Below are 26,807 nucleotides of genomic sequence, written 5' to 3'. Positions count from 1 at the left end.
TCCTACGATTTTTTCACTGTCTTTATATTAAAATTTCTTTCGTGTTTTTTGATATTCTATGATTGTAGCTACTAAATTTTTTATATATTATTTTATGAATTCATATTTTTTATTTTTTATTCATATAACTTATAAATTTACACACACATACACGCATAGGAGATATTTAAAATGGAAAAAAGTGAATTCTATACAAAGGTTATAGACTACAACAACATGTTAGAACTAATCAATTCTGCACAAAAGGGCGATTTAATTTCTAAAAATAAATTAATAAAATTGAATATTGGACTTGTAAATAAGGCCATTCTAAAATTTTTACCTAGTGGATTGGATCGCGAGGATTTAATTCAGCTTGGTTGTATTGGACTTCTAAAAGCAATAAACAGATTCAAACCTAGCCTAGGATTTATGTTTTCTAGCTATGCAGTTCCAATGATTGATGGTGAAATCAAAAGATTTTTGAGAGATGATGGGATAATAAAAGTCTCTAGAGAGCTTAAATACATAAACTGGAAAGTAAAAAAATATAAAGACAAATACTTCAAAACAACAGGCAAGGAAATTTCATTAGATGAGCTCTCATCAGCTTTAGATATAGATAAAGATAAGATTCAAGCCTCTTTAATAGCCCTATCTCCAGTTGAATTTTTCGATATATACGATTCAAAATTAGACGGAGATATAATAAAAATAGATCTTTCAAACAACTTAGTAAAAGAAGATGAGATAGATTATACCATTTTAGTAGAATTAAATGAGATAATAGACGACCTACCAGAATTAGAATCAAAAGTGATAAAACTAAGGTATTTCAATGACTTCACACAAGAAAAAGTAGGTAAAATATTGGGAATTTCACAGGTACAAGTCTCTAGAATAGAAAGAAAAGCTTTAAGATTACTTCAAAAGGAATACAAAATCTAAAAACAAAAAGACTGCCACATTTCTGTGACAGTCTTTTAATTCGGTTATCTTAGACTATATTTTGGATTATGTTTTTCTTTTGGTTTTTTAGTAATATGTAAAAATTATCAATTTGAATCGGTCTTAATGCTACTCTTATTTTCCGTAGTAAACTTTTAAGTACATTTCTTTTATTTCACTCATTAATGGATATCTTGGGTTAGCACCTGTACACTGGTCGTCAAATGCCTGTTCAGTCATTTCATCAAGAGTTTCTAAGAATTTAGCTTCGTCTACACCAAATTCTTTTATAGTTTTTGGTATATTTAACTTAGCTTTTAAATCTTCTATTGCTTTTATTAAGTTATCTACTTTTTCTTTATCAGTATTTCCTGATATTCCACAGAATGAAGCAAATTCAGCATATCTCTTTAAAGTATCTGGATATTTATACTGAGGGAAAGTACCCATCTTAGATGGAGCTTCACAGCAGTTGTATTTTATAACTTCGCATATTAATAATGCATTTGCAACACCGTGTGGTACGTGGTGGAATGCTCCTAATTTATGAGCCATAGAGTGGCAAACACCTAAGAATGCATTAGCAAACGCCATACCTGCCATTGTTGACGCTAGAGCCATTTTTTCTCTTGCTTCTGGATCTTCTGGACCATTGTTGTATGCTCTTGGTAGGTAGTTGAATATTGCTTTACCTGCCTGTAATGCCATACCATCTGCTGGTTCTGTTCTTAACATAGATACATAAGCTTCTAATGCATGAGTTAAAGCATCTATTCCTGAAGCTGCAGTTAATCCTTTTGGCATCTGCATCATGTAGTCTGCATCTATTATAGCCATGTTTGGCATTAATTCGTAGTCAGCTAGAGGATATTTTATACCTGTATCCTGATCTGTTATAACTGCGAATGGAGTAACTTCAGAACCTGTACCTGCTGATGTTGGTACTGCACAGAAGTAAGCTTTTTCACCCATTTTAGGGAATGTATAAACTCTTTTTCTTATATCCATGAATCTCATTGCTAAATCCTGGAAATCTACTTCTGGATGTTCATATAATACCCACATTATCTTACCAGCATCCATTGCTGAACCTCCACCTACTGCTATTATTAGGTCTGGTTCAAATGCTCTCATTGCTTCTGCACCTTCTTTAGCACAAGCTAGTGTTGGGTCTGGAGCAACATTGTAGAATGTAGTAGTTACTATTCCCATCTGATCTAATAAATCTGTTATTGCTTTTGTATATCCGTTTTTATATAAGAATGAGTCAGTTACTATGAAAGCTTTTTTCTTATTCATTACTTCTTTGAATTCTCTCATAGCTACTCCCATACAACCTTTTTTGAAGTAAACTTTTTCTGGAGCTCTAAACCAAAGCATATTTTCTCTCCTTTCAGCTACAGTCTTGATATTGATTAAGTGTTTGATTCCTACGTTTTCAGAAACTGCATTTCCTCCCCAAGATCCGCATCCTAAAGTTAGAGATGGTTTTAATTTGAAGTTGTATAAATCACCTATACCACCATGAGAAGATGGAGAGTTTATTATTAATCTACAAGTTTTTAATGCATTAGCGAACTGATCAACTTTTTCTGGATGTTTTATAGTATCAACATATAATGCTGAAGAATGTCCGTATCCACCCTGTTCAACTAATCTTTCTGCTTTATAAACAGCTTCGTCAAATGTTTTATATTTATACATAGCTAAAACTGGAGATAATTTTTCGTGAGCGAATGGTTCAACAAATTCAACTTCATCAACTTCAGCTATCATTATTCTTGCTGATTCTGGAACATTTATTCCAGCCATTTTACCTATTGTGCAAGGTCTCTGTCCAACTATTTTAGCGTTAACTCCACCTGCTTCATTAAGTATTATTTTTCTTACTTTATCTGCTTCATCTGCGTTTAGAACATATGCTCCTCTATATATGAATTCTTTTTTAACATCTTCGTACATTTTTTCAGGTACTATTACTGACTGTTCAGATGCACATATCATACCATTGTCGAATGATTTAGACATTATTATTGAACTTACTGCCATTTTCATATCGCAGCTTTCGTCTAATATTGCTGGAACGTTACCTGCACCAACACCTATAGCTGGTTTTCCTGAAGAATAAGCTGCTTTAACCATTCCAGGTCCACCTGTTGCAAGTATTGTATCAGCTTCAGCCATTAATAAGTTTGTTAATTCTAATGATGGTTCATCTATCCAAGCTACACATCCTCTTGGAGCACCTGCTTTTACAGCTGCTTCATGAACTATTTTAGCTGCTTCTATTGTACATCCTTTAGCTCTTGGATGAGGAGAAATCATTATAGCATTTCTTGTTTTTAATGCTATTAATATTTTGAATATAGCTGTTGATGTTGGGTTAGTTGTTGGTATAACTGCTCCTAAAACACCTATTGGTTCAGCTATTTTTTTGAATCCAAATGCTTTGTCTTCTTCTATAACTCCACAAGTTTTTTCATTTTTATATGCATTATATATATATTCAGATGCAAAGTGGTTTTTAATTACTTTATCCTCAACAACACCCATTCCTGTTTCTTTCTGAGCCATTTTTGCTAGAGGTATTCTAGCCTGGTTAGCTGCTGTTGCTGCTGCTAAGAATATTTTATCTACCTGTTCCTGGTTAAGTTTAGCTAACTCTTTCTGAGCTTCTCTAACTTCTGCAAGTCTTAATTCAAAAGTTTCTTTATCTTTTACTATTTCTGGACTTACTACTTTTTCTTCAACTTTTTTAGCTTCCTTAGTCATCTGTTTTTTCCTCCGAATTGATATTTTTTGTTAAATCTGATGTAATTATCGTTAAATTTTATCTACTTTTTAACAACTTTTTAATTATAGGGTTTTTCTATAAATCTTTGATTTTTCAAAGTTTTTATCTTGTTTTGTTTCTTTCGATGAGTATATAATAGTCCTATTTTTGATATAAGTCAACACTTTTTTGATATTTTTTTATCATTCTTTTTCATGAATTGTTTTTTAATTTTTGACATTTCTGTATTTTGCAAGTTGTCAATCGTTTTCCCTTTTCTGAAAGTTTTTAATATTTTTCTATCAATTTTTCAAACTTATAACACTATTTTTTTATTTTATTTTTTAGAAGAATTATAAAGAGATGATAAAGATATAGGTCTAATATGTTATAATAAATCTATGAAATTCACAAATTCAAATTACTAAAATCGAAAGGAGACTATACCGATGAGTATATTAGTTTTCGGGCATAAAAACCCAGATACAGATTCAATTTGTTCTTCTATAGCTTATGCAAACCTAAAAAGAGCATTAGGACAGGATGCAGTAGCTTGTGCACTAGGAGAAGTTAGAAAGGAAGCAGAATACGCTCTTAACTACTTTAAAGTGGATGCTCCTAAATTAATAGATGGAGTTAAAGTACAGGTTAATGACCTTTGCTTCGATAAAGAAAACGTACTAAACGTTGATTCTTCATTATTAGAAGCTTACAACCTAATGAATTCTAAATGTGTTGAATCAGTTCCTGTTGCAGATGCAGAAGGAAAATTCGCTGGATGCGTATCATTAAAGAAAATAGCTGAAGAATTACTTCATCAGCACTTCAAAACAATAGACACTACAATAACTAACATATGCAAAAACCTTGATGGTTCTGTAGTTGTAAACTGTTCAGAAAAAATAAGTGGTAGAGTATTTACTCTTTCATTTGATATGGAAACAGTAATGGAGACTCTTGAATCAGGAGATATAGTTATAGTAGGAAACAGATTTGAAGCTATAGAATATGCTATAGACAACAAAGCTGCTTTAATAATACTTACTTCTAATACAGAAATATCTGATGAATTAAAAGCTAAAGCAGAAAGAAATGGTGTTTCAGTTATAATGGTTCCAACAAACAACTACAAAACTTCAAACACAATAAACCACTGTGCTTGCATAGAATCATTAGTTGAACCTTGTGATTGTACTGTATGCAGATTTGATTACGCAGAAGACCTTGACCTTTGCGAAAAATGCCTTTACCCAGTAATAGGTGAAGAAGGAAAAGTTGTAGGTGTATTATCAGCTTCTGATTTAGCTAAATTACCTAAAAAAGATGTTATATTAGTAGACCACAACGAATACGGACAGAGTGCAGATGGACTTGAATCAGCTAACCTTCTTGAAATAGTTGACCATCACAAACTAGGTGGAATGAAAACAGATCTTCCTCTATCAGTAAGATTAATGCCTGTTGGATGTACTTGTACAATAATATACAACATGTACAAAGAAAACAACGTAGAAATCCCTACTGAAATAGCAGGACTTCTTCTATCAGCTATACTTTCTGATACATTAATATTCAAATCACCTACAACTACTGAATTAGACAAACAGGCTTGTGAAGACCTAGCTAAAATAGCTGGTGTTGATATGGAAAAATACGGAATGGACATGTTCAAATACGGAACTTCTCTTGACGAATTCTCAATAGAAGAAATAGTAAACATGGACTTCAAAAAATTCGATATGAGTGGCAAAACAGTTGGTATAGGTCAGGTATTCACTCTTGATATAGACTCTATATTCGCTAAACAGGATCAGTTCCTTGACTACATAAACTCTACTGATTTTGATTTATTAGTTCTTGCAGTTACTGATATAATCAAAGAAGGTTCTTACCTAATATACAAAGCTCCAGATGCTGTTATATCTGAAGCATTTAACGTTGAAGGAGCTCAGGGAGTATTCGTTGAAGGATGCGTTTCAAGAAAGAAACAGTTAGTTCCTGGACTTACTGCTGCAGTTAAAAATATGTAATTTAAGATTTTAAAATAAAAACGCCCTCAGTTTTACTGAGGGTTTTTTACACGGAAAAAGTGCTGTTACAAGAGAGTTTACCAGGCTCCCATGTAACAGCACTTTTTTTAGATGTTATAAGACTTATTATTTAGGGCGCTATATATTCCACATTAAGATATATACTTAGATTTAATTCTTATGAATAAACAAAATAGCTTTATCTTCCCATATAAAACCATTCCCTTATTCTCATAGTTATTTATCTGGCCCTGTTTCCCCAGATTATAAATCTTTTACCCATTGCATATACCAACCAGCTCAGTTATTGATATTATGCTTTTCTTTTTAAACAATTCTAATAGATTTTGTCCCAGAATTATAATCTAAAGAGAAATTGTTTTTTAATTATTAATTGAACTATTATTATATTTATAGTATACTTTGATGACTGATATATTAAAAGCGACAAAAAAATATTTTAGATATGACATATATTAATATCTAAAACAAGCTAATAACTAGGAGGATAAATTTTATGGATATAAACACTTATAAGATATTCGTCTCTGTTGCTGAGACAAATAGTATCTCATATACAGCAGAACTTTTGGGTTATACTCAATCAGGAATTAGCCATTCAATAAAAAGATTAGAAAAGGATTTAGGGCTTCAATTATTTATAAGGGATAGGTATGGAGTTCATCTTACACCTATAGGTAGAGACTTCCTTCAAAAAGTTAGGGTTTTAATGTCTGAAAACGAAAAATTGGAGCAGTTTATATTCAATATAAAAGGTCTTGAGGTAGGTTCTCTAAATATAGGAACTTTTTCAAGCATATCTGTTAATTGGCTTCCAGATATAATAAACAAATTTAATATGGAGCATCCAAATATAATAATTAATCTAAAAGAAGGCGGCGTAAAGGATCTTAATGATTGGATAACTGAATCAAAGGTGGATTTTGCATTTTCCGAATACGATAATAGCTCTGAGTTAGAGTTTTTACATATACTAGAAGATAAGTATGTAGCTATTTTCCCAAAATCTTTTTCAGTAGAAAATATGAATACTTTCCCTGTAGAAAACTTCAACGGACAAAAATTTATAATACCTGAGCTATCTTATAATAATAGAGTCTACGATATTTTAAAATCCGAAAATATTAGACCTTTGATACGTTTTTCTTCCCAAAATGATTATTCTATTATCTCCATGGTAGAAAATAATCTTGGGTGGAGTATTTCAACCGAGCTAGTTATAGAAAAGGAAAAGCATAGAATAAACTATCTTCCTTTAGAGCCTAGTTATTCTAGAAAATTAGGCATTTCTATGAAGAAGTTTAAAGACCTTTCTCCTGCTGCAAAGACTTTTATCTACTTTGTAGCGAATTATTTTGGAATTTCTTATGATAGTTTGAATAAATAACCAAAAACAAAAAATGACCCGATCTGAATATCGGGCCATTTTTTGTTTTTAGCTTTGTTTTTGTTTTTAGTCTTTATATTCTTAATACATTTCGTACTATACTATTTTACCATTACTCTATACCATATTTCAATAATTTTCTTTTTAATTTATTAATCATACATGTAAAAAGCCACCAATATTTTCATATTGGCGACTTTTTTCATATTCTAAATTTAGTTGAATAGGTTTGAAGTAACTGCGTTTTCTCCACCTATAACATAGTATTTTTTGTTTTTATTATTTTCCATGTATTTTCTTGTGTTGTCGTGAAGTCTATTTGGTCTTGTAAGTACAACCGGTGTATTTTTCTTACCTGCATAATAGCTTACAGATAATGAATCTGCAAATTCTTCTCCACTAGCCATGAATATTCCATCTGCTTTTGCAAAGAATTTTTCTGCTATTTTTGTAGATGTTTCATATCTATTAGCACCAGCTATTCTAACTACCTTTTTGAATGATTTTTCTACTTCTTTTCCAACAGCTTTTGTTCCACCAACTATTATAGCTTCTTTTATATTATTTTTCTTTACGAAGTTTTTAACATCGTTTGAAACTTTGTTTCCATTTACTAAAAGTACTGGTATTCCTTCTTTTGAAGCATAAGGAGCTATTGATACAGCATCTGGATAATTTCTTCCGTCAGCTATTATAACTTTTCCTTTATTTCCAAATCTAGCTATAGTCTGGTTTGCAACTTTTACAGCTGTAGCATATCTATCTTTTCCTGAAAGTTCTGATACAGTTGCTGAATTTTCTTTAGCAAATTCTTTTACTTTAGTTTTGTTAGAAGATGATATAGATCCTCCACCAACTAAAACTATTTCTTTAGCTTTTAATCTTTCTACTTCAGAAAGTATTTTATCTACATTTTTGTCGTTTACTAATAATATTGGACCATTTCCTTTAGCAGCTAAAGAAGATGCACTTAATGCATCTGGGAATTTTTCTCCAGATACTAAGAATACTTTATTTGCTTTAGAGAATGCTTTTTTACTTACTGCTAAAGAAGTTGCGTATCTATTTTCGCCTTCTATTCTTTCAACAACATTAACTTTCATACCTGGTCTTTTTAGGTATGTAGTGTGTTTTGCTGAATAAGCATCCATTAAGTTCATTACTTTTTCCATATCATGCTCTTTAGATGGTTCATCACACCAAACAGCCTGCATACTTCCTATTGTAGGAACAGCTAAGCTATCTCCTGCAACTTTATTGAAATCGAATTTTTCTATGTTTGCCATAGCATCTTCGTATTTGTATGGAAGTTTGTTGTCTTCTGTTTTATGGCTTCCTAATACCCAGTACCATCCATCATTTAAGTTTACTATCTGATGTCCTTTGTCGTATAGGTATGCTGCTGGAGCTACGTAGAATTCCCACCATCCAGCTGTCCAATAAGATATTATTATATCTTTGTCGAATTTGCCGTATTCATCTTTTTTATTGTAGTAGATACCGTCATTGAAGCACATTGGTTTCATTCCAGCATCTTTTATTATTTTTGATAAGTCATTTACATAAGTTACAAATTTAGGATACATTCCTTCACCCTGAAGTCTACTCCATCCGTTGTAGTATCCTTCTTTAGATGAATCTATATCATTTGCATATTCATCACAACCGAAGTTGAATACTTTACTTCCTTTTTCGGCAAAGTATGTTGCATATTTTTTTACTAATTCTTTATTGAATGCTATTGCTTCTTTGTTGTTTAAATCTATTGTTCTAGTAGATTTTTTACCGTTGTGGCTGTACTGAGGATTCTGTATTCCTAAAGCTTCCATAGCATTTAATATACCATCCATATGACCTGGAGAGTTTATTACAGGTATTACACCCATACCTAATCTTTTTGCTAAAGCTAATATTTCATTCATTTCAACTTCTGTTAAATAGTCTCCATTAGGATCGTTGTAGTATAATTCATTTCCTTTAGTTATAGCTTTTTTAACATCGTCACTTTTGTATGTTTTACCGTTTACAGTTATGTCCATATTATCTAATGCAAAACGAAGTCCATCGTTTCCTAATATTAACTGAACATCTGTGTATCCGTTTTTGTGAGCTTTGTTAATTATCTGCATTAACTGATCTTTTGAGAAATATTTTCTACCTGCATCTATTGAGAATATAGCAGATTTTTTCTTTTTACTTGTAGCTACTTTTAAGTTTTTAGTAGCTTTTGTTATTTCAGATGCCATAGCATCAACTTTTTTCTGATCTTCTAATTTTTCACCGTATGTTACAGCTGCTATTGCTTTATTTAAATTGTAAGCTGTTTCTTCAGTGTATTTTGATAAATCTTTTGGTGCTTTTGCTATTGCATTTTCAACATTAACGTAGTTAGCTTTTGGATATATGAAATCTTTGTTTTCACTAGCAAATAATTCCATTAAACCTTTTACTACTGTTGGGTCGTATGTGCTCTTAGGTTCATCACACCAAGTACAAGCCATACTACCAACTATTGGAAGTGGTTTTTCATCGTCAGCAGTTCCAACAACTCTGTCGAATTTGAATTTTTTCATACTGTCAGTGGCCATTCCAGAACCATACCACCAACCTGCTCCGTTACGTCCAACAACATAGTACCAGTTGTCATTTGTATTTAATATTTTAAATCCTTTTTCTATTAAGAATTTAGCTGGAGCTGGAGAATATCTATCAAACCCTGGAGTCCAATATGCAACTGTTATATCTGTATCTACTGTTCCATTTTTTTCGTCTTTGTTGTAGTATATACCATCATTGAAACATATTGGTTTCATGTTGTTTTCTTTTACCATAGAAGATATTTCATTGATGTATCTTATAAAGTCGTCGTATAATTCTTCTTCCTGAAGAACTAGGAATCCTGATTTTTTGCTTGGTCCATGATAAGTTGCATCATTTGCATATTCATCTGCACCGAAGTTGAAGTATTCTACTTTTCCGCTGAAGTATTTTGCGTATTTTTCAACTAATTCTTTTGTAAATTCAACTGCATTTTTGTTTGCTAAGTCTAAAGTAGTTTTAGAAACTGTTCCCTGATAGTTGAATTTTGGATTCTTTATTCCTAAAGTTTCCATTGCATTTAATATAGCATCCATGTGTCCTGGACTACTTACAACTGGAATTATTTTAACGTTTTTTGATTTAGCATATGCTAATATAGATTCCATATCTTTCTGTGTTAAAACTGTTCCATTTGGATCGTCATAATATTTTTTTGTTCCGCTTTTTATTGCATTTTTGACATCATTACTCGCATACGTTTTCCCATTTGCCGTAATTGTCATGTCATCTAGTAATAATCTTAATCCATCATTACCAAATAATAACTGAACATGTGTGTATCCTGTTTTGTTTGCAGTGTCGATTATTTCTTTAATCTGATTTACTGAGAAAAATTTTCTACCTGCATCTATTGAGTATACACTCATTTTTGTTTTGTTGGCTTCGTTAGCAGAAACTTTAGCCATACCTAATGACGCTGGAGTAACCATTGTCATACAAGCAACTAGAAGTGTCGCAATTGCTTTTTTAAACCTTCCCATATTGTCCTCCTATAAGCTATTAACTTTTTAAAATAATAGTATTTCTTATGTTAAAATACAAAATTTTAGTTGTTCTATATTTTCATAAGGTATATACCAATTATTTCTTTTTTTATTTTATAAATTTTTTTTAATTTTGTAAATAGTTTTTTCCTATTTTTAATATTTTTTTTGTAATTTGTCGTTTTATTTCGTTTTTATAAAATTTTCCGATGTATCTATAATGCTATAGTTATTTTCTATAGTTTAGTTTTATTAATTTTTTCTCTATTTTTAGTATATTATACTTTATTTTATTAAATTCGATTATTTTTATATATCTTTATTAATTTAATATTTATGTTTTTAAACCTTAATTTACTAATTTAAAAGATTGATAAAATAAAAAAAATCATCAACCTATTTTTTAGATTGATGATTTTTTTATTTATTATATTCCGTTTTATTTACACTTTATTTTATACTATCTATTTATAGCATATTTTATAAGGTTGAATACTTTATCACTGACAGCGTTTACTCCACCTATTATAGTTGCTCTTTCTATCTTAGAATCAGTTGTATATTTTTCAACTACTTCTGGTAGAGAATCTCTTTTAACTAATAGTACCGGAGCTTCTTTTCTTCCTGCATAGTTTCCAGCTATTAGTGCATCTGGGAAATCTTCTCCTGTTGCATATACACCAAGCTTAGATTCCGGATATGATTCTGCTGCTAGTTTTGCTGATGTTTCATATCTATTTGCTCCACCTATTCTCTTGATAGCTTTTGCTCCGTCATATACATTTGAATCTTTTTTACTATTTTTATCTATAGCAAATCCAGATTTTATCTGTTTTTCAACTTCTCTAGAAACAGCTTCTTCTAATCCACCAATTTTTATATTTTCTATATCCCATTCAGCTAAAGCCTGTTTAGTATATTTAGGTATAGAATATTTTTTAGTTAATAATATTGGTGCATTGTCTTTAACTGCTAAAGGTGTCATACATAATGCATCTGGGAAATCTTCTCCAGAAGCTAATTCTATTGCATTTGTATTTCCTTTTTCTCTTATTTTTATAGCTATTTTTCTAGCTGTGTCGTATCTGTCAACACCGTCAAATCTATATATTTCATAGCCTTTTGCTGCTAAGCTATCTACAACTTTTTTAGATACGGCTTCATATCCACCACTTACATAAATTTTCTTTGCTCCAAGTCTTTCTATTTCTTTAAGTGTTTTTTCTGGAAGTTTATCTTTGTATGTTAGTAGTGCTGATGCTTTTTCCTGAACTGCAAATGGATTTGCTGTTAATACATCAGAGAATCTTTCTGCATTTGCAAGAACAACTTTGTCTGTTCCATTTGGATATAGTTTTTCACTTGCTTCTATTGCAGTTTCTATTCTGTCGTCTCCTTCGATTCTGTCTGGTTCTTTATTAGGTACTGTTGGCTTGTTAGGTACAACAGGTTTATCTGGTTTTGGTGTAACTGTTCCACCTCCAGTACTATTTTTTACAAATTCCCATGTTCCAACAAAGTGAGTATTTTTTTGTATATTATCTACTTTTTCAGGAATCCATCCTTTAAATTTCCATATTCCATCTTCTACATTGACATTTTCCATTTTTTTAGGACAAATATTACTTCCTTTTTTAACTGGTTCATTATTTGGTATTTTAGGAAGTATTTCTGTCGGTAATTTTTTAGTTTTATCAGAATTTTGATATTCATATGATACTAAAGATTCATCTTCCTTAGGAAGTCTAAGTACTAAATTGAATTTTCCTTCTTCTTTCTCATCTGGTTCTTTGCTTAAATAGTATCCTAATTTAATATAATCTCCTATTAACTTAAACTTATCTTTATTCTCATCTGTAATATCCTTTACAACAATATCGCCATCACTTTTGCCATTCCACTGAAAACTACAGTCTATTATTATATCAGCTCCATTATATCTACTATCCTTTTCATCCAATGCTACTATAAATGAATCCTTTGATCTTTGTATAATTTTTTCTTTTTTTAAGTTAGATGCTAAATATATTTCACTCTTTTCTTCAGAACAAAATATTTTTTCTATATTATCATTATTTATATAAAAAGAACCTTTATGTTGACATAAATCATAATCTTTATAAACTGTTTTCTCGCTAGGCATAAAATTATTAATACCTATTATTTCAGAATTATTATTTAATTTTATTAATCCCCCGTCATTTAAAACTCCAAAAGTATTATAACCTTTTACTTTTGTATTTCCATTTAATTCTACATAAGAATTATCACCACCATAAATAGGATTCTTAATATATATACCCACATGCTTATTTTCTGATTCAAAGTTTTCAGAAGGTAGATTTACCTTACCATATGGCCCTTCTTTCATTGTAGATATTACAGAGTTATTTATTATCCATTTTCCTGAATCAATTAATATTCCTGTCCTAGACCCTAATATTCTACTATTTTCTATATAAATATTTTTTGTACCATCTACAAATGAGTCATCAAATCCTGTAATAGAATTGTAATCAGATTTTATTTCACTATTTTTTATATTTGCATCTACTAATTTTAAACCATTTGTTTTACCTGTGCTTATTTTTCCATCTTTTTTTACTCTAGATTGAGAATCTATTTCACTATTTATAATATTTATCCCCTTTACATAACGGCCATTTCCAATACGATCACTACTAGTAGACATAATTGTATAATATGGTAAACTTTCTAAATCTGAGTGTATCTTAGAATTAACAATATTCATAATACCATGATTTTTTATACAAATTGGAAATGCAATTTGTTGTGAATTCCCACTATTATTTTCTTCATAAGCTTTTAAATACTTATTTTGAATTTCTTCTGTTACACTCCGATTTAATTTAAAATCTAAACCAATACCACATAGATTTACCTCTCCTGAGTTAATTATATGACATTTATAATCATACAACAAAGAAGATTTTAAATCTAAATCATAGTTATCATATTCAAAATTAATTTTTCCTTTATTTTTGCAATCAGTTATAGTAAGTTTAGATTTTTCAAGTGCTTCAATATTTTTTACTTCTAATGTATATCCATTTAAGCATAGAGTAATATTTACGTCTTCATCTACAGTACCCTCTATCCTTTTTATATTTTTATAATATTCTTCAGTCACATAATATTTACCTGATTTTAATTTAAATAATCTCACATATCCATACTCATCTGGTTTTAAAGGTATCCATCCATCATGGGTATCATGAATATGATCAGAGCCACATTCACAAATATTATCATGATTTTCTTCAGATTCTGATATTGCATTAGCAAACATACTATCATTTAACGTACATGAAATTGTAAACATTAAAGTAAATGCTAATACCAAAACCTTTTTTAATAATTTTTTCATAAATCCCTCTCCTTTCATAAGGTTACTACATTTAAAATACTTTTTTTATTTTTATATAATAACCTTTTATAAAAACATTTCATAACAAACTTCATATTTTTTTCATATACTCAAATATAATCATACTCTCCAAAAAAAAAAACACAAGCTATTTTCTTAATTTCATTAATAAAATAAGCTTATACTTTTGAATATTTAAAGTATACCAATATTTTTGGTTCTGCCTAATGTACATTAAAAATAGTTTTATATACTTAATATTCCATATTATACGAACCTTATATTTTTATTTACAAATAATATTTTATTCTGTATCTCTTCTTAACTTAATGATTTCTTAATTTTCATCTCACTTTCTAATTATTAAATTTTTTTAACTTAATAAAATAAAAAATCATCTAAAATTCATTTTGTACTATATATAATTTTTAGCAATATTCCTTTTATTAAATGTATCTCATAATAATAAATATATTTCTAAGTACAAAAAAAGACTAGTCACTTTACAAACTAAAATATTCGTAAAAGAAACTAGTCTTTTTTATTTTATCTCTTAAATTTTTATTATCTCATTAGAATTTTTGTACTTCTGGGTAATCTTTACCTAAAGTATCAACTGTAACACATTTCATAACCTGTGGAGCTGTTGGTTTATCTCCCCAACCAGTCTTAGTAGTTGCTATCTCATCAACAACATCCATACCTTCTATAACTCTACCAAATGAAGCATACTGTCCATCTAGGTGTGGAGAATTTTTGTGCATTATGAAGAACTGAGATCCTGCTGAGTTAGGATCCATTGTTCTAGCCATTGATAATACTCCTCTTTCGTGTTTTAAGTTATTAGTGAATCCATTTCCAGTGAATTCTCCTCTTATTGAGTATCCTGGGCCACCCATTCCTGTTCCGTCTGGGCATCCACCCTGAATCATGAATCCTTCTATTACTCTGTGGAATCCAACACCATTGTAGAATCCTTTGTTTATTAAGCTTATGAAGTTGTTTACTGTGTTTGGAGCTATGTGTGGGTAAAGTTCAGCTTTTATAACACCACCATTTTCCATTTCTATTGTTACTATTGGATTGTTCATTTCTATAGCCATTTAAATATCCTCACTTTCTTTATTCTCACTATATTATATCAAAATTTGCACTTGTATAATATACATTATTCGCACAAACTATTTAAATTCTCAATTGTCTAATAATATCATTCGTACAAACTATTTAAATTCTTTAGCTAATTCCTGACCTATTTCGTATCCTTCTGCAAATATTTTTCTACAGAAATCTCCATTTAGGTTTAATGTAGCTCTTGGATCAAATTTATACTTAGGTCTAGCTATTACAAAATTATCTTTTCCAAATTCTTTAGCTAATTCGTCTGATATTTCGTAGTCGTCTTTAGTAGATATTACTACAATTTTATCTGGATTTACTTCTAAAACAGGATCTATTATAAGTCCTCTGCTCATTCCACCATCTAGGCATTTTCCGTCATGCACACCATCTGCGACATCTTCTATAAATCCTTCTTTAAACCCTTTTTGTTTTGTAGGGTTAAATGGAAGAAGTGAGCTGTATTTTACATATTCAAGGCATTTTTCCTTGCTTTCTTTAGAAGTTTCAACTACTTTTTCTTCTACACATTTATTGTTTACTTCTACATAGTTTACATATAGAGGTATATCTTTTCTACTTCCCTCTTCAAGTGTGTACATAGCTTTTATTATTACATCGTTGTTTACTGTGTTATCTACTATTTCTATTCCTGAACCGCCCATATTTTCATCTAGGTTGTTCCAGATATAAGCTAATTTTTCTATATTTCCTGTAGTTACAAAATACCCATTTATCGCACCTATTGAAGTACCTGCAACTGCTGCATATTCTTTTATTCCATTGTCATAAAGTGCTTTTATTACACCTGCTTCATAGGCACCTTTTGCGCCTCCACCTTCTATACATAGAGCTATTTTCATTTTTCCATCTCTCTTTCATATTTTTCATTTTACTATCAAATTAATTTAATAGTTATAGAATATTATACTCTATATTTCATAGAATTTCATAAAAGTTTTGTAAGTATTATAGAAATCTTCACTACATCCTAATTCTCTTATAGAATGCATTGAAAGTATCGGTGCACCTACATCAACAGAAGGTATATCTATATGTGTTGAAGATATTGGTCCTATTGTACTTCCACCTCTTTGGTCGGATTTATTTACAAATTCCTGATATTCTACTCCACACGCTCTACATATTTCTTTGTAGACAGATATTGAGTATCCATCGCTTGTATATGCCTGTCCAGCGTGAACTTTTATTACAGGACCTTTTCCCATAACTGGTCTGTTTGTAGATCTGCCATGCTGTTTATATTTGGATGTACAGCGTGTGCTAAATCCGAAGATATTATAAATGAATTTTCTATTGCTTCAAAGAACTGCTGTCTATCTTTTCCAAGAGAGATGCAGATTCTTTCTAATATGTTTAAAAGCATGTTTGAGTCAGCTCCCTGTTTTGTAGCACTTCCTACTTCTTCATTGTCAAATCCCACTGCTATGCTTATACCTGATTTTGAATCTGAATCTAATAGTGCTTCAACAGATGAATAGTACATTGAAAGGTTGTCTAATCTTCCAGTAGATATGAATTCTTCATTAGTTCCTGTGAAACATCCTTTTTCGTACTCGTATAAGAATATATCAAAATCTATTATTTCCTCTACTTCTACATTTAATTCAGATGCTAGAAGTTTTACCATGTAGTTGTCTTTTTCTAGCTGCTCGTTTATTAACCCAACAAGAGGAAGCATATCTGTCTGTTTGTTGTATTTATATCCGTCGTTTATGCTTCTGTTCATGTGTATTGCAAGATTTGGTATTATGCAAACTGGTTTGTTTATGTTTACAATTTTTTCTACTGGCTTAAATGGATTTTCTCCTCTTAAAAATACTCTTCCTGCCATAGCAAGTGGTCTATCAAGCCAAGTGCTTAATATCATTCCGCCATAGCCTTCTGTATTTAATTTTAAATATGCTCCACAGCTTTCCATTTCAGCATTAGGCTTAATTCTAAATCCTGGAGAGTCTGTGTGTGAACCTATTATTCTAAACCCTTCTTTTTCAACTTCATCAGAATTTACTTTAAATGCAACTAATGCCGAAGAATTTTTTGTTGTGTAGTATTTTTTTCCAACTTCTAGTTTCCAATTTTCTTTTGGATTTAATTTTTCAAATCCATTTTTTTCAAGCATTTCCGCAGATACTTCAACTGCATTAAACTGTGTTGGACTCTTGTATATGAAATCTAACATATTTTCTGCAAATTTTTTCATTTATCTCACATCCTAATTTTTATTTTTAATAAACTTCAATTTTTATTCTTTCACTAGATCTAGTGTAGTATATTCTTTGTTTATCTTCTTAATTCCCTGATTTTCAAAGGCTATTGTTACATCACTTCCAGCCATTGCGACTACTGTTCCAACACCGAATTTTGGATGGTATACCTTTGAGCCTAGTTTAATATCCTCAGGTTCTGCCATTTTATTTTCATTTTTATTAGTTGCATTCATTTTTTTAGCAACTTCTTCTCTATTCATGCTATTCATGTATTTTTTAGTGTACTTGTCTAATATATTGTAGCTGCTCTTAGTATATGTTAGTTCTCTTTTACCCATGTATAGTTTCTCTATACACTCGTCTGGAAGCTCCTCTATAAATCTAGACTGTATAGCATGATTTGTCTTTCCGTAAAGAGTTCTTTTTTCAGTCATTGTAAGGTATAGTTCTTCTCTAGCTCTTGTAATTCCAACATAACAAAGCCTTCTCTCTTCCTCTATGTCTGAATCCTTCATAGATTTTATTGCTCTAGAGATTGGGAATAATCCTTCTTCCATTCCTGTTATAAATACAACCGGGAACTCTAGCCCTTTAGATGTATGCATTGTCATTAGAGATACTCTGTTTGGCTCTTCGTCCTCAGTTGTTTCTGATGTAAGTGCCACACTTGTAAGGAATGTCTCTAAAGATTTATCTTCAAGGTTTTCATCGTCGCTATTTTCGAATTCAAGTGCTATAGATATAAACTCGTTTAAGTTGTCTATTCTGTCCTGAGCCTCTTCGTATTTACCATTCATGCTGTTCTGATTTTTCTTCATTTCTTCTTCTAGCTCGTATATGTATCCTGTACTGTCTAGTACTTTTTCTATCAATTTGCTTACAGGATATACTTCTTTTATTGCTCTAAGAGTCCCTACTAAATCTACAAATCCATTTATCTGTTTTTTAGCTTTTGTAGATATTTCTGAGTTTGAGTCTATGTCTAAAAGTACAGAGTACATACTTTCCTGTTTTAAACTCGCTCTATCCTCTATTTTTTCTATCGTTCTAAGTCCTATTCCTCTTCTTGGAACGTTGATTATTCTTTTTAGAGATATGTCGTCCTGAGGGTTTGCAATTATTCTAAGGTATGCAATTAAGTCTTTTATTTCTTTTCTTTCATAGAATTTTGTTCCTCCATATATATTGTAAGGAACTCCAGCTCTGTTTAAAGCATCTTCTATAGGTCTAGCCTGTGCATTTGCTCTGTAAAGTACCGCACAATCGCTGTATTTTCTGCCTTCTCCCTGCACTTTATCTATTATAGTCTCGGCTATAAATCTTCCTTCTTCTAGCTCATTTTCTGCTAGTTCTATTTTTATTTTTTCGCCTTCAGTTTTTTCACTCCAAAGTTTTTTTCTTTTTCTTTCTATATTATTTGAGATTACATGGTTTGCCGCATCAAGTATTACCTGAGTCGATCTGTAGTTCTGCTCTAATTTAACTACAAAAACATCATCGTAATCCTTTTCAAATTCAAGTATGTTTCTGATGTCGGCACCTCTCCATCCATATATACTCTGGTCGTCATCACCTACGACGCATATATTTTTGTGCCCCATCGCTAATTGTTTTATAAATTCGTACTGAGCCATACTTGTATCCTGATATTCGTCGACCATTATGTATCTAAATCTGCTTCTGTAGTAGTCTAATACTTCTGGATTTTTCTTGAATAATTCTACAGTTTTTATTATTAAGTCGTCAAAGTCAAGTGCACTATTTCTTTTTAGTCTGTCCTGATATAAAGAGTATATATCCGCAATTTTAGACATTCTTGGGTCTCCAGCGCAGTCATCTTTGTACTGTTTTGGAGATTTTAATTTATCTTTTGCACCTGATATATAACTGATTACTGTTTTAGGTTCAAATGCCTTGTCACTTATGTTTAATTCTTTTAAGCAGTCTTTTATCAGTGTTACCTGGTCAGCAGCATCGTAAATTACGAAACTTCTGTTGTATCCTATTTTGTTTATGTCTTTTCTAAGTATTCTTACACAGCAAGAGTGGAATGTACTAATCCACATATCTTTTGTGTCTGATTCTACAGTTTCTTCTACTCTTTCTCGCATTTCATTTGCCGCTTTGTTGGTAAATGTTATTGCAAGTATGTTTGCTGGCTGTACACCTTTATCTATTAGATGTGCAATTCTAGTTGTAAGCACTCTAGTTTTCCCCGAACCAGCCCCTGCAAGTATAAGAACTGGCCCCTCAGTTCTTTCAACCGCCCGTCTTTGAGACGGATTTAATGTATCTAAATTCATGTTTGTGTTCTCCTTTTGTTCGATTATAATATATATTTTAAGCTATTCTACAACTTTTGACAACGTAGACAAAAAAAGCTGTTGTAGTTTTGTAATAGGCTTTCTAGGCATGTAATCACAATTATTTGCTCTCCAGTCCTCAACGCCCCATACTATTATGTAACACATTTCAATGTATGGGGCGTTTGTGGAATTGTCGACGCAAATTAATTCATGATTACATACCAAAACGCCATTACAAAAATTACAACAGCTATTTTTATTTATACTGTGCAAATTTTGTTTTTATTGTTTTTAAATTCGTTTCTTCTTTTGTTTCTCCATTTTTTAATTCGTTATTTTTTAGTTCGTTGTAGATTTTTATTATCCAAGGTGTTTTTAATCCTGCATTTTTTATCATTTTTTCGTCCATAAACACATCATCAGGATTTCCCGCTTTTATTATTTCTCCCTTATTCATAACATAAACATAATCACATATTTCGTATATCAAATCCATATCATGGCTAGAGATTACCACTTTTGTTCCATTTTTTTTCATATTTTTGATTATGTCCACAACTGCATCGGTACTTCTAGGGTCTAACCCCGATGTCGGCTCATCAAGTAGCACTGTTTCATTTTGCATAGCTATTACAGATGCAATCGCAACCCTTTTTTTCTGACCATAGCTTAAAAATTGAACAGGCTTATCTATAAATTCGCTTCCATTTACAGCCTCTAGTGCTTTTTCTACTCTCTTTTTTATATCCTCTTCATTCATTCCGATATTTCTCATTGTAAATGCTATATCGTCGTAAACTTTAGAGTAGAATATCTGCTTTTCTGGATCCTGAAATACTATTCCAACCTTTTTTCTTAAATTATACAAATCTTTCTTTCCATACTTTATTTTTTCATCGTTATATCTTATTTCTCCAGAATTTGGCTTTAATATTCCAGTCATATTCATAAATAAAGTGGATTTTCCACATCCATTTTCACCTATTACTCCAATTATATCCCCTTTAGAAAAGTCCATATTTATATCTTTTAAAGCATATTTATCTTTTTCATATTTGAATGATAGATTTTCTATTTTATACATATTCTCACCATCCCATTTTTACTGTCCTATTTGCATATACTTTTATTATTCTATCTGTAATTTTTTTATTATATTATTTATATATTTTTTTATTATATTTGTACATATTTTTATTATATTCTTTGTATACTTTTTATTATGTTTATACATATTTTTATTATATTCTTTGTATATTTTTTATTATCTCATTTGTACATTTTTTAATATCCTGACTTAGATATGGAATTTTCCATCAAATAGCTTCATATCTAATGCTATAGACATATCTTCGTATCTTTTCATCATTCTTTTATAAAGCATATTTAAAAGTAACCCCAGAGAATTGTATGAATTTCTCATTCCCATATATCCAAGCTTCATTTCCTGAGATTTATATATTTCCTGAACTTCCTCCAAAAATATAAATATAAATCTATATATAAGCATTGCAATTTCTATTACATTGTCGGGAATATGCATCTTTTTAAATACTTTTATAAGTTGGTTGAACGGTGTAGTTAGCATTAAAAAATATACACATGTAAGGCATGCTATAGACCTAGACAATATTCTTAATGCATTCATCAATCCAAATTTTGATATTCCTATGTAGGTACTTCCTACTGTAAAATATGTCAACATATCCGATTTTTCTGTGGATATACTTATAATTATCGCCAAAATACTCATTATCATAAAGATTAGAGGTATTGAAAGTAGCTTTAAATATTCACTTATCCCCATTTTAGATGTTGATATTATTGTTATAGACATAATTGTTATTATAGATATTTGAAAAATTCTATTTTCAATCGTCAATGAAAGGATTAAAAATAGTATGGAGAATATCGCCTTTATGTAAGGATTTTTGTCTGTTAGCTTATTTGTGTAAGCGTATTTATCTATTAGTAACATTTATATTCTCCTCCTCATGTATTTTAGATACTAGAAAAGCTGCAAATCATGCAGCCTTCTATCATTATTATATTATATATTTTAAATCATTATATTATATATTTAAATCATATTATATATTTTATCGTTAGTATTAATTATTAATCTTTATAATCTTATTACTCTTTATCTTACTTTACCATCTTATTGCTCTTTATCATCGCTTTTTTCACTTGTTTTAGCTTCAAGCTCTTTTCTTATTTCTTCTCTTCCAGATTTTTTGCCTTTTAAATTTCCTAAGATATAACCTATTATTCCTGCTCCAAATGCAGCCTGAGTTGAGAATAATAAACTTTCTATTTCCCCACTTGGTGGCTCATAGAAACTAGCAAACCATGGTTCATATTCTGGGTTTATTTCTGTTATTGCTTCTTCTGCATGTCCATCAGCTCCACCGTATTCAGCCCCTGGATTTACTACTAGTGGAAGTACTATTAAAGCGATTGCTAATATTATTAATAATATGTTAGTTTTAGTTGTTTTTGACATTAAAATCAACTCCTTCCACATTTTCAACTATTAGGTTGTATACGATTACTGTTAATATACCTTCCGCTATTGCTATTGGAACCTGTGTTACAAAGAATATTCCTAAGAATTTTATAGCAGATGCCATTACTCCACCTGTAGCAGCTGGGAATGCAAATGCAAGCTGGAATGATGTTACTGTGTATGTAGCTAAGTCTCCAAGTGCCGCAGCTAAAAATACATTTACTTTTCTATTTTTGCATACTTTTTCCATTCCTTTAAATATAAGGTATGATACTATAGGTCCAACTATTGCCATTGAGAACGCATTTGCACCTAATGTTGTTAAACCACCATGAGCAAGTAATATCGCCTGGAATAATAAAACTATTGTACCAAGTACAACGGTTACCCCTGGTCCAAATAATATTGCACTTAGACCTACACCTGTTGGATGTGAGCAACTTCCATTAACTGATGGAATTTTAAGAGCTGATAGTACAAATACGAAAGCTCCACATAAAGCTAAAAGTACTTTTTTCTTTGGCTCTTCTTTTACTATTTTGTTAATTGATCTTATACCCACTAAGAAGAAAGGTATAAATACTATAGTCCATATTAAAGACCACTGTTTTGGAAGGAATCCTTCCATGATGTGCATTGCACTAGACTGTACTGGATTTAAAACCACTAACATAAGTGCAGCTGCAAGAACTGATTTCATCTTCTGTTTCATATTTTTCTCCTTTTATTTTATATTTTAAGACCTTTAAATATAAAAAAGAGATGTGTTTCATGAGTTTCATGATATCAATTTATTTTGATATCAAGTTCTTTAAAAATTATTTTTTAAAAAACTAAAATATACTTTAATTAATATACTTTAATTTTAATAAAATTTATTTTAATAAAAATAAAAGTCCTACAAAACTGTAGGACTTCAAAATTTCTATTATTGTATTTAAATCAAGTTATCTCTTATTCTTCTTTTAAATAGCTTATATATAGTTATCTTACTATATTAAAATAAATATCATTACTTTACACTATATAATTTCACTATATTAAATTAAATCAAATTAAATAAACTAAATTATTTTTATTAGTATTTTTATTACATTAAATTATTTTCACTAGATAATTTTTTGATTCTTTAGAAGATATATTTTGATTTATATATTATTTCAAGAAACTTTCTCCATCCCCGAAGAAATTTACTCTATATTTTCGGCAAGTCTCCTGGCTTTGCTTCATCCTACTAGTTAACCTTCCCATAATTATAAATTACAGTGGCAACTCTAACTTTCGTCAACTTCACAGTAACGGGGGCTGCTCAGGTCTTTCACCTGATTCCTTATTAATTCCTTGCGGAAACCGAAAACTATTTATATTCAATTTGTCTTATTAACTTTATTATACTATAGTTTTTATATTATTACATAAAAAAAGATTACGTGGCTACGTCCTACTCTCCCAGGAGCCTTCGCCCCAAGTACCATCAGCGATAGAGAGCTTAACTTCTGTGTTCGGAATGGGAACAGGTGTATCCTCTCTTCTATAATAACCACATAATCTTTATTTTCAGAGATTGTACTCTGAAAACTACATACATATTAATCAAATCACCAAATATTTACTTGGTCAAGTCCTCGACCTATTAGTATCGGTAAGCTACATACATTACTGCACTTCCACCTCCGACCTATCAACCACGTAGTCTTCATGGGGTCTTACTTCCGAGGAATGGGAAATCTTATCTTGAGGCTGGCTTCGCGCTTAGATGCTTTCAGCGCTTATCCGTTCCGTACATAGCTACCCAGCCATGCCTCTGGCGAGACAACTGGTACACCAGCGGTACGTCCACCCCGGTCCTCTCGTACTAAGGGCAGATCCTCTCAAATTTCCTACGCCTGCGACGGATAGGGACCGAACTGTCTCACGACGTTCTGAACCCAGCTCGCGTACCACTTTAATGGGCGAACAGCCCAACCCTTGGGACCTACTACAGCCCCAGGATGTGATGAGCCGACATCGAGGTGCCAAACCTCCCCGTCGATGTGGACTCTTGGGGGAGATAAGCCTGTTATCCCCAGGGTAGCTTTTATCCGTTGAGCGATGGCCCTTCCACTCAGAACCACCGGATCACTAAGTCCGACTTTCGTCCTTGCTCGACCTGTATGTCTTGCAATCAAGCTCTCTTATGCCTTTACACTCTGTGCACGATTTCCGACCGTGCTGAGAGAACCTTTGAGCGCCTCCGTTACCTTTTGGGAGGCGACCGCCCCAGTCAAACTGCCCGCCTGACAGTGTCCCAAGACCTGATTCAAGGCCTCTGGTTAGAGTCCCAGTACTACAGGGGTGGTATCCCAACGGTGGCTCATCCAAAACTGGCGTCCTGGAATCAAAGCCTCCCACCTATGCTGTACATGTAGTACCAAGACCCAATGCCAAGCTACAGTAAAGCTCCATGGGGTCTTTCCGTCCTGTCGCAGGTATCCGGCATCTTCACCGGAATTACAATTTCACCGAGTCTGTTGTTGAGACAGTGCCCAAATCGTTACGCCTTTCGTGCGGGTCGGAACTTACCCGACAAGGAATTTCGCTACCTTAGGACCGTTATAGTTACGGCCGCCGTTTACTGGGGCTTAAGTTCACTGCTTCGATTGCTCTAACAGATCCCCTTAACCTTCCAGCACCGGGCAGGCGTCAGCTCCTATACATCGTCTTGCGACTTAGCAGAAACCTATGTTTTTGGTAAACAGTCGCTTGGGCCTATTCTCTGCGGCCATCTTTCGATGGCACCCCTTATCCCTAAGTTACGGGGTCATTTTGCCGAGTTCCTTAACAACAGTTCTCTCGCTGGCCTTAGGATACTCTCCTCACCCACCTGTGTCGGTTTGCGGTACGGGCGCCTTTAAACTCGATAGAGACTTTTCTCGACAGTGTGAATGCAGATGCTTCGCTACTAAATTTCGCTCCCCGTCACACCCCAGCATTGTATCCGTGGATTTGCCTCCGGATACTGCCTCAGTGCTTGGACGTGCATAACCAACAGCACGCTCATCCTGTCCTACTGTGTCATCCCATTTCTCAAACGCTTATTGGCGGTACAGGAATTTCAACCTGTTGTCCATCACCTACGCCTTTCGGCCTCGGCTTAGGTCCCGACTAACCCAGGGAGGACGAACCTTCCCCTGGAAACCTTGGGTTTACGGCCTGTGGGATTCTCACCCACATCTCGCTACTCATGCCAACATTCTCACTTCTTTACAGTCCACATGTCCTTACGGTCATGCTTCTGCCCAGTAAAGAAAGCTCCCCTACCCATCATAAATGATGCCGTGGCTTCGGTAGTAGGTTTTAGCCCCGGAAATCTTCGGCGCAGGATCACTCGACCAGTGAGCTATTACGCACTCTTTAAATGAGTGGCTGCTTCTAAGCCAACATCCTGGTTGTCTGTGCAATCCCACATCCTTTACCACTTAACCTACATTTTGGGACCTTAGCCGACGGTCTGGGCTGTTGCCCTCTCGACCGTGAATCTTATCACCCACGGTCTGACTCCCAGATAAAAGATGACGGCATTCGGAGTTTGATAGTCTTCGGTAGGTGCAATACCCCCTAGGACATTCAGTGCTCTACCTCCGTATCTCTGAATCTGAGGCTAGCCCTAAAGCTATTTCGGGGAGAACCAGCTATCTCCGGGTTCGATTGGAATTTCACCGCTATCCACAAGTCATCCCCGAGCTTTTCAACGCTCGTGGGTTCGGTCCTCCACGAAATTTTACTTTCGCTTCAACCTGCTCATGGATAGGTCACCCGGTTTCGGGTCTACGTCATGCAACTAAACGCTCAGTTAAAACTCGCTTTCGCTGCGGCTGCATACATGAAGTACTTAACCTTGCTGCATAACGTAACTCGTTGGCCCGTTCTACAAAAAGTACGCGGTCACACAAGAAATGTGCTTCCACAGTTTGTAAGTACAGGGTTTCAGGTTCTATTTCACTCCCCTCCCGGGGTTCTTTTCACCTTTCCCTCACGGTACTATGCGCTATCGGTCACCGGGTAGTATTTAGCCTTGGAGGGTGGTCCCTCCTGCTTCCCACGGGGTTTCACGTGTCCCGTGGTACTCTGGATCATATCGGAAGTCTTCTCACTTCGACTACAGGGCTGTTACCTTCTGTGGCGGAGCTTTCCAAAACTCTTCGTCTGTAATAACCTCTTCCTGATGATATGTCCGCAACCCCTAAGAAGCGAACTTCTTAGGTTTGGGCTGTTCCGCGTTCGCTCGCCGCTACTAGCGGAATCGAATTTCTTTCTCTTCCTTCGGGTACTTAGATGTTTCAGTTCCCCGAGTTCCCCTCAACGAGCTATGTATTCACTCGAAGATACCATGACATTACTCATGGTGAGTTTCCTCATTCGGAAATCTATGGATCAAAGTTTACGTGCAACTCCCCATAGCTTATCGCAGCTTATCACGTCCTTCATCGGCTCCCGGTGCCAAGGCATCCGCCCTGCACCCTTAATAACTTGACCAGTTACATTTGATATTT

13 protein-coding genes, 2 rRNA genes, 1 pseudogene and 1 riboswitch are annotated in these 26,807 nt (G+C 32.7%); of the genes and pseudogenes, 3 read left to right on the top strand and 13 right to left on the bottom strand.

Features of this window, described 5'->3' with window-relative positions; genetic code table 11:
- The first annotated feature begins 171 nt into the window (after positions 1-171).
- Positions 172-927, top strand: a complete 756-nt coding sequence (locus ACK2WO_RS03740) for a sigma-70 family RNA polymerase sigma factor (RefSeq protein WP_414698400.1) — start codon at positions 172-174, stop codon at positions 925-927.
- A 135-nt stretch (positions 928-1,062) separates the two neighbouring features.
- Here ACK2WO_RS03740 and adhE read toward each other — a convergent pair whose 3' ends face one another.
- Entirely contained in the window at positions 1,063-3,699 is a 2,637-nt protein-coding gene (gene adhE / locus ACK2WO_RS03735; protein WP_414698399.1) for a bifunctional acetaldehyde-CoA/alcohol dehydrogenase, read from the bottom strand.
- A gap of 450 nt (positions 3,700-4,149) precedes the next feature.
- On the opposite strand from adhE, the gene ACK2WO_RS03730 reads away from it, so the two are divergent.
- Both ACK2WO_RS03730 and ACK2WO_RS03725 read left to right on the top strand, forming a co-directional pair.
- Positions 4,150-5,730 carry a putative manganese-dependent inorganic diphosphatase gene (locus ACK2WO_RS03730; protein WP_178411243.1) on the top strand — a complete coding sequence of 527 codons (1,581 nt, stop codon included), beginning with the start codon at positions 4,150-4,152 and terminating at the stop codon, positions 5,728-5,730.
- 517 nt (positions 5,731-6,247) lie between these two features.
- Positions 6,248-7,138 (top strand): LysR family transcriptional regulator, encoded by an 891-nt coding sequence (locus ACK2WO_RS03725; protein ID WP_414698398.1) that lies wholly within the window; start codon positions 6,248-6,250, stop codon positions 7,136-7,138.
- A gap of 215 nt (positions 7,139-7,353) precedes the next feature.
- Here the strand turns inward: ACK2WO_RS03725 and ACK2WO_RS03720 are convergent, their stop codons facing one another.
- The 12 genes and pseudogenes from ACK2WO_RS03720 to ACK2WO_RS03665 all read right to left on the bottom strand — a co-directional run bounded on the left by ACK2WO_RS03720 (position 7,354) and on the right by ACK2WO_RS03665 (position 26,790).
- On the bottom strand, positions 7,354-10,719 hold the full coding sequence (locus ACK2WO_RS03720) for a cell wall-binding repeat-containing protein (protein WP_414698397.1): 3,366 nt from the start codon (positions 10,717-10,719) through the stop codon (positions 7,354-7,356).
- Between the two features lie 463 nt (positions 10,720-11,182).
- Positions 11,183-14,110, bottom strand: coding sequence for a cell wall-binding repeat-containing protein (locus ACK2WO_RS03715; RefSeq protein WP_414698396.1), 2,928 nt, complete (start codon positions 14,108-14,110; stop codon positions 11,183-11,185).
- A 572-nt stretch (positions 14,111-14,682) separates the two neighbouring features.
- Complete coding sequence (locus ACK2WO_RS03710; RefSeq protein ID WP_414698732.1) at positions 14,683-15,201, bottom strand: peptidylprolyl isomerase; 519 nt, start codon at positions 15,199-15,201, stop codon at positions 14,683-14,685.
- A gap of 132 nt (positions 15,202-15,333) precedes the next feature.
- Entirely contained in the window at positions 15,334-16,092 is a 759-nt protein-coding gene (locus tag ACK2WO_RS03705) for a patatin-like phospholipase family protein (RefSeq protein WP_414698395.1), read from the bottom strand.
- Positions 16,093-16,161: 69 nt separating this feature from the next.
- A pseudogene (locus tag ACK2WO_RS03700) lies at positions 16,162-17,432 on the bottom strand (M18 family aminopeptidase).
- Between the two features lie 63 nt (positions 17,433-17,495).
- On the bottom strand, positions 17,496-19,763 hold the full coding sequence (locus tag ACK2WO_RS03695; RefSeq protein WP_414698394.1) for a DUF3553 domain-containing protein: 2,268 nt from the start codon (positions 19,761-19,763) through the stop codon (positions 17,496-17,498).
- Between the two features lie 259 nt (positions 19,764-20,022).
- Entirely contained in the window at positions 20,023-20,850 is an 828-nt protein-coding gene (locus ACK2WO_RS03690) for an energy-coupling factor ABC transporter ATP-binding protein (RefSeq protein WP_414698393.1), read from the bottom strand.
- 213 nt (positions 20,851-21,063) lie between these two features.
- A complete protein-coding gene (cbiQ, locus tag ACK2WO_RS03685; protein ID WP_414698392.1) occupies positions 21,064-21,744 on the bottom strand; it encodes a cobalt ECF transporter T component CbiQ in 681 nt (226 codons plus the stop codon).
- A gap of 183 nt (positions 21,745-21,927) precedes the next feature.
- Entirely contained in the window at positions 21,928-22,293 is a 366-nt protein-coding gene (locus ACK2WO_RS03680; protein WP_414698391.1) for an energy-coupling factor ABC transporter substrate-binding protein, read from the bottom strand.
- A complete protein-coding gene (locus ACK2WO_RS03675; protein WP_414698390.1) occupies positions 22,256-22,987 on the bottom strand; it encodes an energy-coupling factor ABC transporter permease in 732 nt (243 codons plus the stop codon). Before ACK2WO_RS03675 ends, ACK2WO_RS03680 begins: the two co-directional genes overlap by 38 nt.
- A gap of 475 nt (positions 22,988-23,462) precedes the next feature.
- A riboswitch (cobalamin riboswitch) is annotated at positions 23,463-23,645 on the bottom strand.
- Between the two features lie 58 nt (positions 23,646-23,703).
- Positions 23,704-23,820: ribosomal RNA gene (gene rrf / locus ACK2WO_RS03670) — 5S ribosomal RNA — on the bottom strand.
- A 68-nt stretch (positions 23,821-23,888) separates the two neighbouring features.
- Positions 23,889-26,790, bottom strand: a 23S ribosomal RNA gene (locus tag ACK2WO_RS03665).
- Positions 26,791-26,807 lie beyond the last annotated feature (17 nt).

The sequence above is a fragment of the Peptacetobacter sp. AB845 genome (genome assembly GCF_047528295.1).
Classification (GTDB): domain Bacteria; phylum Bacillota; class Clostridia; order Peptostreptococcales; family Peptostreptococcaceae; genus Peptacetobacter.
This window is presented reverse-complemented; position numbering and strand designations above follow the sequence as displayed.